This window comes from Serratia sp. C2(1) (assembly GCF_036352655.1).
Taxonomy (GTDB): domain Bacteria; phylum Pseudomonadota; class Gammaproteobacteria; order Enterobacterales; family Enterobacteriaceae; genus Serratia; species Serratia inhibens.
On record NZ_JAZFBA010000001.1, the window covers coordinates 1,891,072 to 1,903,235 of the forward strand.

Genomic DNA, 12,164 nt, shown 5'->3' on the forward strand with positions numbered 1-12,164 from the left:
AAATCCGGCGTTTAGCCCACGCTGTGTTCCAGGCTGATGGCCAATAACTTTTGCGCCTCGACGGCGAATTCCAGCGGCAGTTCAGAGAACACGTCCTTGCAGAATCCGTTGACGATCATAGAGATGGCATTGTCTTCGCTGATACCGCGCTGCAAGCAGTAGAACAGCTGGTCATCGCCGATTTTCGACGTGGTCGCTTCGTGTTCCAGCTGTGCGCTGTTATTGCGGGCCTCCACGTACGGGAAGGTATGGGCACCGCTGTCCGGCCCAATCAGCATCGAGTCGCACTGGGTAAAGTTACGCGCGTTTTCCGCCCCCGGCAGGATCTTCACCAGGCCGCGGTAAGTGTTCTCGCTGTGCCCGGCGGAGATACCTTTGGCAATGATGGTCGATCGGGTGTTCTTGCCGATGTGGATCATCTTGGTGCCGGTATCCGCCTGTTGATGGCCACTGGTCAGCGCCACCGAGAAAAACTCGCCGATCGAGTTATCGCCCTGCAGGATCACGCTCGGGTATTTCCAGGTGATCGCCGAGCCGGTTTCCGACTGGGTCCAGGACATTTTCGATCCCGCGCCTTCGCATAACGCGCGCTTGGTCACGAAGTTGAGAATGCCGCCTTTGCTGTCACCGCCGGAGAACCAGTTTTGCACCGTTGAATATTTCACTTCGGCGTCTTTGTGCAGGATCACTTCCACTACCGCCGCATGCAGCTGATAGCTGTCGCGCACCGGGGCGGAACAACCTTCGATGTAGCTGACGTAGCTGCCTTCATCGGCGATCAGGATGGTGCGTTCGAACTGGCCGGTTTTGGCGGCGTTAATGCGGAAATAGGTCGATAGCTCCATCGGGCAGCGCACGCCTTTCGGCACGTAGACGAAGGTGCCGTCGGAAGCCACTGCGGCGTTCAGCGCGGCAAAAAAGTTATCATTGGACGGCACTACGCGGCCCAGGTACTTGCGCACCAAATCCGGATATTCCTGAATCGCCTCGCCGAACGAGCAGAAAATCACCCCGCTTTCAGCCAGTTTTTCGCGGTAGGTGGTAGAGACCGATACCGAGTCGAATATCGCGTCTACCGCCACTTCGCTACCTTCACGCACCGGGACGCCGAGTTGGTTAAACGCCAACTCAACCTCGCTGGTCAGGTAGCTGTTTTCGGTTGCCGCGCCGGGTTGCTGTTCGGCACCGGGCTGGGAACCGCAGGCGTCGTCACAGCTGCCGCAGGAGGGCGCTGAGTAATAGCTGTAATCCTGGTAGTTCAACCGGTCATAGTTCGCTTTCAACCAGTGCGGCTCTTCCATTTGCAGCCAGGCACGGTAAGCCTCCAGGCGGAATTCCAGCATCCACTCGGGTTCGTTGCGCTTGGCCGAAATGGCGCGCACCACGTCTTCGTTGATGCCCGTCGCCAATTCATCGGTATCCAACTGGGTGAAAAAGCCTTCTTTGTAGCGACCTTCGCTGACCCAAGCCTGCACTTCATTAGGCATTTCTACATTGCTTCGTGTCATGTTGATTGCATCGCTCAAACGCCAAAGCTCTCGCCGCACCCGCAGGCATGCTGAGCTTTAGGGTTATTGAATTTGAATATTTGATTCAGCCCTTCACGGACAAAATCTACCGTGGTGCCATCGATGAACGGCATGGCTTTCAGCGGCACATACAATTTGGCGCCATCGCGCTCAAACAGCAGGTCGTCTTCTGCCGGGGCACGGGTGAGATCCAGCACATAGGCAAACCCGGCGCAGCCTGATTGCTTCACCCCGAGTTGCAGCCCCTTCACTTGCGGATCCTGCTGCATCAATTTAGTAATTTGTCGTACGGCGTCGTCACTGAGCAAAATGCCTTGCCAGACATTTTCGTCCAGAGAAAAGGTGCCGACATTTTCCGTTTGCATATGGCCTACCTCACACTCGTGTTTTACCGCAGCCAATCTGGGTTTGTTATATGTTAGTGATAACAATTATCACTTCAACCGTTTGTTTTGCGGGGGTATCCGCCAAAAGCCCGTTTTTTTGCTGCCGCAGGCGGCAAGCACAGGGGACAATCTGGTCGTCTGGCACAGCCCGGTGGAGACGCGTTCATTTTATCCTTATGAATTTGCAGAACATCCTGTATCACCGCACCGCCCAGCCGCTGGCCCATCCCCTTTACAGCGCCGGCTTTTATTGTCTATGTAAACATTCATAGAAAATACCTATTTCAACATTTTGTCTGTCTCAAAAATGCGTTTATCGACAATTAGCGGTGTTTTCCGTCGGTTGCACCGCCCTCCCACACCGGCCGAAACCACCTTCATTGATTAAAGTTTAGCCTCTGCTGACGGATATTGGGCCGTAGCAGAACAAATGCAGCCCCGGCGGCCGATAAAAATTTCAACAGAATGATTGATCGCGAACGCATTCGCAAATATGATAATGATTATCATTCAAATTCAGATGCGCGGGTATAATGACTATTTCGATCAGTGCGTGGCTGTTGGGCAAAATTGATGACTATAAATTCAGCGTGCGCGATGCCACGGTAGATTTCTACATGGCGGAGGCGTCGCTTAGGCGGCCAGAGTGCAATATCAACCATCTGAAACGCTACAATAACGTCAGCCTGAACATGGCCAATTTGTGTCTGGAAAACGGTGATGATGAAAGTTATTTGCACGCGCTGAGCAAACTGCATAACCGGTTGATCGTCGAAATCAACAATCCGCAGCGCTGCCAGCTGTTTCGGGTTCAGAGCTATCATTTTGCCCGGCATACCCTGACCTTAATCTGCCAGAAATATGCGATGGAAGGCACCTGGGAGAAGGCTAACGCCTTCCAGAAGGATTTCGTCAAGCGGGTGCCATTCCAACTGTAAATGTCTGCGGAACGGCAACGGAGTACCCGCAGGCAAAAGCGCCTGCGGGTAAGAGGATCAGTCGATGATTGCGGTGGTCAGGCGTGAGGTACAGCATAACCGGTCACGCGAATCGAATATTTCGATCTGCCACACCTGATGCCGCCGGCCAACGTGGAGCGCACGACACACGCCGCGCACCTGCCCTTCAAACACCGCCCGCAAATGGTTGGCGTTGATTTCCAACCCCACCACTTTCTGCTCCCCTTCGCTGCACAGATAGCCGGCCATCGATCCCATCGATTCCGCCAGCACCACCGACGCCCCGCCGTGCAGCAGCCCGAAAGGTTGCCGGGTACGGTGATCCACCGGCATCGTGGCTTCAAGAAAATCGTCTTCCAGCCGGGTGAAATGAATCCCCACATGGCTCACCATGCATCCCTCACCGGAACGGTTCAACTGCTCCAGCGTCGTTTCTCGTTTCCACAATTTCACGCAATCATCTCCAGAAGTGCCTGTAACGGGTGGCGCACGCCGTTACCCTCAATGCGTTTGACCTGGCTGCGACAGGAATAACCGGTCGCCAGACAGCGTTGCCGCGGCAAACGTTGCAACGCCTGATGCCATGATAGCTCATAAATCCCGAGCGAATTTTCCAGATTCTTCACTTCGTGCCCGTAGGTGCCCGCCATGCCGCAACAGCCCACGCTGACATTTTCCAGCCTGGCCCCGAAACGGGAGAAGATCGATGCCCAATGCTGGCCGCTGGCCGGCAGCGCCGTGGTTTCGGTACAATGGCCAAACAGGTACCAGGCCTCGCCGGTCGCCGGTTGTTCGGCACGTTCCGCCAGCAGCTGTTGCAACCATTCATGCACCAGTTGCACCTGGAAGTCACCGCGGGTTTCGCCGAGGATCTCGTTATACTCGTCGCGATAGCACAGCACCAGCGCAGGATCGACCCCTACCAGCGGCATCCCGAGCTTGGCCACTCGATTGAGGAAATCGGCGGTTTTGCGCGCGGTGCGGGCAAAACGCGTCAAGAAGCCTTTGATATGCTGCGCCTTGCCATTCGGAGAGAATGGCAGCAACACCGGCTGGTAACCGAGCTTTTCCACCAGCCGCACAAAGTCCGCCACCACCTTGGCGTCGTAATAGCTGGTGAAGGGATCCTGCACGATCAGCACGTGTTGCTCACGCTGTTCGGCGCTCAACGCTTCCAGTTGTTCCAGCGTCATGGTCAAGGCGCCGTGGCCGGAAAGCTGCTGACGCAGCGTCGGGCTGGAGAGCATCGGCAAATCGACCATACCGATAGCGTTGCGGCTCAACTCACGCACCCAGGGCTGACGGAAGAAGAAATTGAATACCTTCGGCGCTTTCGCCATCAGCGGCGTATAGCTTTCAACCCCGGCAACCATATAGTCGCGCGCCGGCCGCAGATAACGGGTGTGATACAGCTGCAGGAAACGCGAGCGGAAACCCGGCACATCAATTTTAATCGGGCATTGGGTGGAGCAGGCTTTGCAGGCCAGGCAGCCGGACATCGCCTCTTTCACCTCGTGCGAAAAATCATATTCGCCTTTGCCGGCATACCAGCTGTTGCGGGTTTTCTCGATCAACGTCCGGAAGCTAAGACGCTGCTGCGGCAGTTGCTGTTCCAGCACCAGCGGGTCTACCCCCTGTTCGGACAGCAAACGCAACCATTCGCGCACCAGCGCCGCACGGCCTTTCGGCGAGTGAATGCGGCTGCCGGTGATCTTCATCGACGGGCACATCGGGCTGCGCACATCGAAGTTAAAACACAGGCCGTTGCCGTTACACTCCATGGCACCACGGAACGAGGTGCGCACCTCAATCGGGATACGGCGATCGAGTGTACCGCGCTTGGCCGCGTCCACTTTCATCATCGGGGCATCAACGCCCAACGGCGGGCAAATTTTACCGGGGTTAAGGCGGTTATTCGGATCGAACGCGGCCTTGATGCGGCGCAACTCTTCGTACAACTGCTCGCCGAAGAATTCCGGACTGTATTCGGCACGGAAGCCTTTGCCGTGTTCACCCCACAGCAATCCGCCATATTTGGCGGTCAGCGCCACCACCTGGTCGGAAAGCTGCTTCATCAGCACTTCTTGCTGCGGATCGCACATGTCAAGCGCAGGCCGCACGTGCAATACGCCGGCATCCACGTGGCCGAACATGCCGTAACTGAGGTTATGACTGTCCAGCAACTGACGGAATTCGACGATGTAATCGGCCAAATGCTGTGGCGGCACGCAGGTATCCTCAGCGAAAGGAATAGGTTTGGCGCGCCCTTTGGCATTGCCCAACAACCCGACCGCCTTCTTGCGCATGTTATAAATGCGTTCGATGCCGACCAGGTCCCCGCAGATCTGATAGCCAATCACGCCGCCCTGCTGCTCGCTGATTAACTCGTCCAGCCGCAGACACAGCGTTTCCATTTGCTGGTCGATCAGCGCCTTGTCATCCCCGGCAAATTCGACGATGTTCAGGCCCAGCATCTCTTTATCCGGCACGTTGGTGATCAATTCACTCACCGAGTGCCAAACAATATCTTCCCGCGCCAGGTTCAGCACCTTGGAGTCAATGGTCTCAACCGACAACGCCTTGGCCTCCACCATGAAAGGGGCGTTACGCAGGGCGGAATCAAAGGAGTCATATTTTACGTTAACCAGGCGGCGTACCTTCGGCAGCGGCGTGATATCCAGCCGTGCCTCGGTGATAAACGCCAGCGTGCCCTCTGCACCGGTCAGGATGCGCGTGAGATCGAAGGTCTGCAGATCGTCGCTGAACACATGCCGCAGGTCATAGCCGGTCAGGAAGCGGTTTAGCTTGGGGAATTTTTCCAGGATCAACGCACGCTGGTCGCGGCAGCTATTCAGCACCCTATGGTAGATGCGGCCTTCGACGGTATCTTCCATAGCAATCGTTTCCGCCAGCGATGTCGGCATGGCGCGGGTATCGATCATATCCCCCCCCAACAGCACCGCCCGCAGGCCCAAAACGTGATCGGAGGTTTTGCCATACACCAGCGAGCCTTGGCCGGAAGCATCGGTGTTGATCATGCCGCCCAGCGTCGCGCGGTTACTGGTGGAAAGTTCCGGGGAGAAGAAATAGCCGAACGGCCGCAGATACTGGTTAAGCTGATCTTTGATGACCCCGGCTTCAACCTTCACCCAACCCTGTTCGACATTGATTTCAAGAATGCGGTTCATGTGGCGCGACATATCGACCACAATGCCGGTGTTGAGGGCCTGACCGTTGGTGCCGGTACCGCCGCCGCGCGGGCTAAAGGTCAACGCGCTGAAGCGCTCTTCTCCCGCCAGGCGCGCAATCAACGCCACATCCGCCGTTGAACGAGGAAACACCACCGCGTCGGGCAACAGCTGGTAGATACTGTTGTCGGTCGCCATCGTCAGCCGATCGGCGTAACTGGTCGCAATATCACCGTTGAATCCGTTTTGTTTTAAGGCTTCCAAAAAGTCGAGCACCCGTTGAACGAGGCCGGGCGCCTGAGAAATCTGTGGGATCATTCGCTTTTTTGACCCTGTCTGTCTATTTTTTATGCGTTAACGTACGCTGAATCAGGTCTTTACCCGTCGCCTTTCAGGCTGCGGCGTTGTAGGCTGCAACTTGAAATTCATAGGGTATATTCAGACCCACCCTACTTTTTATTGATGATGAAAACTAACATACTCGTTTAGTGAAGGCATTCACATTATCACAATTCCCCCACTGCAGAATGACGCACGATAAAAGGTGCGCCGCATGGTGAAAAGTGGCGAAAATGCACCATGCTTAGCAGGTACAAAGGATTTAACTTACCAGGATGAGAACCTAATTCATGACACTCCCGCACTCCCGATACGATTTGCCACGGATTATTTTTGGCGTGCTGTTTATCGCCATCATGATCGTCGCCTGTTTTTGGGTCATTCAACCCTTTATTCTCGGTTTTGCCTGGGCCGGCATGGTGGTCATCGCCACCTGGCCACTGTTGATCAAGCTGCAAAAAATACTCTGGGGCCGGCGCTCGCTGGCGGTTCTCGTCATGACGCTGCTGCTGATCCTGCTGTTCATCCTGCCGATTTCGCTGCTGGTCAGCAGCGTGGTGGACAACAGCGCGCCCGTCGTTGCCTGGGCCAGCACCCCCGGCAAGTTGCATATTCCCGATCTGGCCTGGTTGCAATCGATCCCGATGTTCGGCAACAAGGTCTATAACAGCTACCACACTCTGGTGAATGCCGGCGGCGCGGCGCTGTTGGCGAAGATCCAACCTTACTTCGGTCAGACCGCCACCTGGTTTGTCGCGCAAGCGGCGCATATCGGCCGTTTCCTGCTGCACTGTACGCTGATGTTGCTGTTCAGCGTACTGCTGTATGCACGCGGTGAGCAAGTCGCCCTGGGTATTCGTCACTTTGCGGCGCGTCTTGCGGCCGAGCGCGGCGACGCGGCGGTGGTGCTGGGTGGCCAGGCGATCCGCGCGGTGGCGCTGGGCGTAGTGGTAACGGCGCTGGTGCAGTCGGTACTGGGCGGGATTGGCCTGGCGGTATCCGGTATTCCTGCCGCCACCTTGCTGACGGTGCTGATTTTCATTTGCTGCGTGGCGCAATTGGGGCCGTTGCTGGTGTTGGTGCCGGCGATTATCTGGTTGTACTGGAGCGGCGACACGACCTGGGGCACCGTACTGTTGGTGTGGAGCTGCGTGGTCGCCACGCTGGATAACGTGCTGCGGCCAGTGCTGATCCGTATGGGCGCCGATCTGCCGATGCTACTGATCCTGTCCGGCGTTATCGGCGGCCTGCTGGCCTTCGGCATGATCGGCCTGTTTATCGGCCCGGTGGTGTTGGCGGTATCTTATCGTCTGCTCACCGCCTGGATGGACGAAGCGCCTGAACCCACGGCCGATCTGGACGAAGTCGCCAAAGAGTTGGAAGAGCGTTAATTCCCCTATTTTGCCCGGGCCGCCGGGCAGAATACCCTCAGCAAGATGCCGGGCGCATTTCCTGCTATTGAATTCGCGCTCTGCCATAATATCACTGCCCCATACCAGTGCATTAATTGAACATGCTGGATAAATGCATCTTTATACAATCGAGATGAAACAGGTAACCTGAAAAATAAACCGTGAGGCAAGTATTGATTAGGATGATTCTTAATGACTAGCGGCCTTTAAATATCTAGTATTATTGCCATCTATTGCTTCAAATCACTGATTTTAAAGCAAGCTTTCCAAACAATGTAATGCCATACATGTGAATTGCTGTGTGTAGTCTTTGCCCGTCTTTTGATGGGCTTTTTTTTATTCTTTTTTTAGCCACACTTATTCACCCACCCATATCATCTACATTCAGCAATAAAAAAACCGTAACCTGAGTTACGGTTTTGCGTCAGCGATTAATCTGCGACGAAGCGTTATTTTTTCTTCGACAGATTGATCCAGGTTTGCACCACGGTATCCGGATTGAGGGACAGGCTATCAATGCCCTGCTCCATCAGCCATTCGGCGAAATCCTCGTGGTCGGACGGGCCCTGGCCGCAAATACCCACGTATTTGCCATGGCGTTTCGCTGCCTGAATCGCCATCGACAGCAGTGCCTTCACCGCTTCGTTGCGCTCATCAAACAGTTCCGACACCACGCCCGAGTCACGATCCAATCCCAACGTCAGCTGAGTCATGTCGTTGGAGCCGATCGAGAAGCCGTCAAAGTGTTCCAGGAACTGATCCGCCAAGAGCGCGTTGGATGGGATTTCACACATCATGATCACTTTCAGGCCGTTCTCGCCGCGCTTGAGGCCTTGACGCGCCAGTTCTGCAACCACCGCCTCCGCCTGCGCCACGGTGCGAACAAAGGGCACCATGATCTCGACGTTGGTGAGGCCCATTTCATTGCGCACGCGTTTTACCGCATCGCACTCCATCGCAAAGCAATCACGGAAGCTGTCCGCCACATAGCGGCCTGCACCACGGAAGCCCAGCATTGGGTTCTCTTCGTGCGGTTCATACTTCTCGCCGCCTACCAGGTTGGCGTATTCATTGGATTTGAAATCGGACAAACGCACGATCACGCGTTTCGGCCAGAATGCCGCACCCAGCGTGGCGATCCCTTCCGTCAATCGGCCCACGTAGAACTCGACCGGATGGTCATAGCCCAACATCAACGCCTTGATTTCGTTCTGCAATGCCGGGGTTTGTTGATCGAACTCCAGCAACGCCCTCGGATGCACGCCAATCATGCGGTTGATGATAAATTCCAGACGGGCCAGCCCCACGCCTTCATTCGGTAAACGGGCAAAATCGAAGGCCCGATCCGGGTTACCGACGTTCATCATGATTTTCAACGGCAGATCCGGCAATTCAGTCACTTCGGAACTTTGCACGGTAAAGTCGATCATGTCGCTGTACACGAAGCCGGTATCGCCTTCCGCACAGGAAACGGTGACGTTCTGGCCGTCTTTCAGCAAATCGGTAGCATTACCGCAGCCGACCACCGCCGGGATACCCAGCTCGCGAGCGATAATCGCCGCGTGACAGGTACGACCGCCACGGTTAGTGACTATCGCCGCCGCTTTCTTCATGATCGGTTCCCAGTCGGGATCGGTCATGTCGGTAACCAGCACGTCCCCCGGCAGAATACGGTCCATTTCGCTGATGTTATGGATCACTTTCACCGGACCGGCACCGATGCGATGGCCGATAGCTCGCCCCTCCACCAGCACCGAGCTTGTGCCGTTAAGCTGATAACGCTCCATCGTCTGCTCGTTGGAACGTACGGTTTCCGGACGCGCCTGCACAATCAGCAATTTGCCGGTATGGCCGTCTTTGGCCCACTCGATATCCATCGGGCGGCCGTAATGTTTTTCGATCAAAATCGCCTGATGCGCCAGCGCTTCCACTTCCTGGTCGGTCAGAGAGAAACGATTGCGTTGCTGCTCTGGCACGTCTTCAATTGTTACCTGCTTGCCGTGATCCTGCGATGGCGCGTACACCATGCGGATTTTCTTCGAGCCGAGGTTGCGGCGCACGATAGCCGGATTGCCGCGCAGCAGCGTGGGTTTATGCACATAGAACTCATCCGGATTCACCGCGCCCTGCACCACCATTTCACCCAGACCCAAGGCGGAAGTGATAAACACCACCTGGTCAAAGCCCGACTCGGTATCAATGGTGAACATCACGCCGGAAGACGCCAGATCGGAACGCACCATACGCTGTACGCCGGCCGACAAGGCTACGCCGCGGTGGTCATAGCCCTGATGCACGCGATACGAAATGGCGCGGTCGTTAAACAGCGAGGCGAATACGTGTTTGATCGCCACCATGACGGCGTCGATACCCTGTACGTTGAGGAAAGTTTCCTGCTGGCCGGCAAAAGAGGCATCCGGCATGTCTTCCGCAGTCGCGGAGGAACGCACGGCAAACGAGGCTTCCGGCTCGCCGTCCGCCAACTGTTGGTAAGCCAGGTTGATTTCACGCTCGAATTCCGCATGGAATGGCGTATCGATGACCCACTGGCGGATTTGCGCCCCGGCCTTGGCCAGTTGAGCAACATCGTCAACGTCAGTTTGATCCAGTAATTGATAGATGCGCTGGTTAACACCGCTTTGCTCGAGGAAATCGTTAAACGCCTGTGCGGTGGTGGCAAAACCGTTTGGCACGGCCACGCCCAAATCGGAAAGATTGGTGATCATTTCACCGAGGGAGGCATTTTTGCCGCCGACACGGTCAACGTCGTGCATGCCGAGCTGGTTGTACCAAAGCACATTACGCAAGTCTGGGCCATTGTTGGACATCGAGACAATCCTTATTGCTATCAGTAGGGTATAGACGGATTTAATACATTTGCTTTCTTGGGCACCGACAACGCGGAGCCAATTCAGACTAGCACAATGATCCATAAGAAATGGAAAGGTGAATCGATCAACCCGATGAAGAAAGTGGATTTTCGGAAAATTACCTGAACGGCTAAATTTGTCCGGAATCGTTCCCTGTCGCACTAAAAGCTTAAATCTCAACAAATTAAGTATTTTTTAAACTTCAGTTTTAAAAACCACAATAACTACCCAGCCTTTGAGTGAAATTACGCCAACGCCCTGAATAAGCCCCGCAAAAAAACAAGTCATTTTTCTCATAAAAATTAAAATAGTGTTTCAACACAAAAACCCTCGCCCTCGTTATTTCCTCGCTCGCGAAAATTAATGATCCACTCTGCCTGCATTATCACATTTTTTTTGCTGGCCCCTTTACCGCAGGATCGCCTGAAGCCCATGATACCGTTAAGCAGGCGATACAACTGCATCACCGTTTCAGGTAAGGAGCCTCGGGTGGAAAGAAGCGTTTTTTATATTTCGGATGGGACGGCGATCACCGCCGAAGTGTTGGGCCACGCGGTTTTGTCCCAATTCCCGGTCAAAGCCACGACCTTTACGTTGCCCTTCGTTGAAACCGAAGCGCGAGCCCGCGCGGTCAGCCAGCAGATTAACGATATTTATCGCGACACTGGCGTGCGCCCGCTGGTGTTTTATTCCATCATTTCGCCGGAAGTGCGTAATGTCATTACCCAGAGCGACGGTTTTTGCCAGGACATCGTACAAGCACTGGTCGGCCCGTTGCAGGGTGAACTGGACGTTGAACCCACGCCGGTGCCGAATCGCACCCACGGGCTGACGGCCAGCAACCTCGGTAAATATGATGCCCGTATCGCCGCCATTGACTACACGTTAGCCCATGATGACGGCATCTCGCTGCGTAATCTCGATCAGGCTCAGGTCATATTGTTGGGCGTATCACGCTGCGGCAAAACCCCCACCAGCCTGTATCTGGCGATGCAGTTCGGGATCCGCGCCGCCAACTATCCGTTTACCGCCGACGATATGGACAATTTGCATCTCCCCGCCGCGCTGAAACCGTTTCAGCACAAACTGTTCGGGCTGACAATCGACCCGGAGCGGCTGGCCGCCATCCGCGAAGAGCGCCGCGAAAACAGCCGTTATGCCTCGCTGCGGCAGTGCCGGATGGAGCTTGCCGAAGTAGAAGCGCTGTTCCGCAAAAACCAGATCCGTTATCTGAATACCACCAACTATTCGGTGGAGGAAATCTCCACTAAAATCCTGGATATTCTTGGCATGAGTCGCCGCATGTTCTAGGCAGCATGGCGCTCGCCGCTAACAACCAGCCTAGCCGTGCGCTCTCCGGCAGGGGTATTTTCCCTGCCGTCTGCCGCTGATTTCCCGCAGGTCATGATTTTTGTGCTTTTTTTAGTGGCTTCGATCAACAGAACGCAATTTCTACGGTTGAATTCATCGGTTTTTACGTT

The 12,164-nt window shown here is 55.2% G+C and carries 8 protein-coding genes; 3 read left to right on the top strand and 5 right to left on the bottom strand.

Annotated features, from left to right (window positions below):
• Window positions 1-11 precede the first annotated feature (11 nt).
• A complete protein-coding gene (gene sufB / locus V2S86_RS08795) occupies window positions 12-1,508 on the bottom strand; it encodes a Fe-S cluster assembly protein SufB (protein ID WP_004943701.1) in 1,497 nt (498 codons plus the stop codon).
• A gap of 14 nt (window positions 1,509-1,522) precedes the next feature.
• Entirely contained in the window at window positions 1,523-1,894 is a 372-nt protein-coding gene (gene sufA / locus V2S86_RS08800) for a Fe-S cluster assembly scaffold SufA (protein ID WP_126482347.1), read from the bottom strand.
• 554 nt (window positions 1,895-2,448) lie between these two features.
• Between sufA and V2S86_RS08805 the strand changes: the two genes are divergently transcribed.
• A complete protein-coding gene (locus V2S86_RS08805; RefSeq protein ID WP_043912823.1) occupies window positions 2,449-2,853 on the top strand; it encodes a hypothetical protein in 405 nt (134 codons plus the stop codon).
• Window positions 2,854-2,910: 57 nt separating this feature from the next.
• Here the strand turns inward: V2S86_RS08805 and menI are convergent, their stop codons facing one another.
• Entirely contained in the window at window positions 2,911-3,327 is a 417-nt protein-coding gene (menI, locus tag V2S86_RS08810) for a 1,4-dihydroxy-2-naphthoyl-CoA hydrolase (protein WP_330762100.1), read from the bottom strand.
• A complete protein-coding gene (gene ydiJ / locus V2S86_RS08815) occupies window positions 3,324-6,380 on the bottom strand; it encodes a D-2-hydroxyglutarate dehydrogenase YdiJ (RefSeq protein WP_330762101.1) in 3,057 nt (1,018 codons plus the stop codon). The genes menI and ydiJ overlap by 4 nt, the downstream gene beginning before the upstream one ends.
• Before the next feature lie 311 nt (window positions 6,381-6,691).
• Here ydiJ and ydiK point away from each other — a divergent pair, with 311 nt between their 5' ends.
• A complete protein-coding gene (ydiK, locus tag V2S86_RS08820) occupies window positions 6,692-7,792 on the top strand; it encodes an AI-2E family transporter YdiK (RefSeq protein ID WP_330762102.1) in 1,101 nt (366 codons plus the stop codon).
• Between the two features lie 470 nt (window positions 7,793-8,262).
• On the opposite strand, the gene ppsA is transcribed toward ydiK, so the two are convergent.
• A complete protein-coding gene (gene ppsA, locus V2S86_RS08825; RefSeq protein WP_330762103.1) occupies window positions 8,263-10,641 on the bottom strand; it encodes a phosphoenolpyruvate synthase in 2,379 nt (792 codons plus the stop codon).
• Window positions 10,642-11,172: 531 nt separating this feature from the next.
• Here ppsA and ppsR point away from each other — a divergent pair.
• Window positions 11,173-11,994 (top strand): posphoenolpyruvate synthetase regulatory kinase/phosphorylase PpsR, encoded by an 822-nt coding sequence (gene ppsR / locus V2S86_RS08830; RefSeq protein WP_330762104.1) that lies wholly within the window; start codon window positions 11,173-11,175, stop codon window positions 11,992-11,994.
• The last annotated feature ends 170 nt before the right edge of the window (window positions 11,995-12,164 follow it).

What these genes read in the sequence shown, in the direction of transcription:
- ydiJ (WP_330762101.1), bottom strand. Translation starts at nt 6,380, where the DNA reads ATGATCCCACAGATTTCTCAGGCGCCCGGCCTCGTTCAACGGGTGCTC.
- sufB (WP_004943701.1), bottom strand. Translation starts at nt 1,508, where the DNA reads ATGACACGAAGCAATGTAGAAATGCCTAATGAAGTGCAGGCTTGGGTC.
- ppsA (WP_330762103.1), bottom strand. Translation starts at nt 10,641, where the DNA reads ATGTCCAACAATGGCCCAGACTTGCGTAATGTGCTTTGGTACAACCAG.
- V2S86_RS08805 (WP_043912823.1), top strand. Translation starts at nt 2,449, where the DNA reads ATGACTATTTCGATCAGTGCGTGGCTGTTGGGCAAAATTGATGACTAT.
- sufA (WP_126482347.1), bottom strand. Translation starts at nt 1,894, where the DNA reads ATGCAAACGGAAAATGTCGGCACCTTTTCTCTGGACGAAAATGTCTGG.
- ydiK (WP_330762102.1), top strand. Translation starts at nt 6,692, where the DNA reads ATGACACTCCCGCACTCCCGATACGATTTGCCACGGATTATTTTTGGC.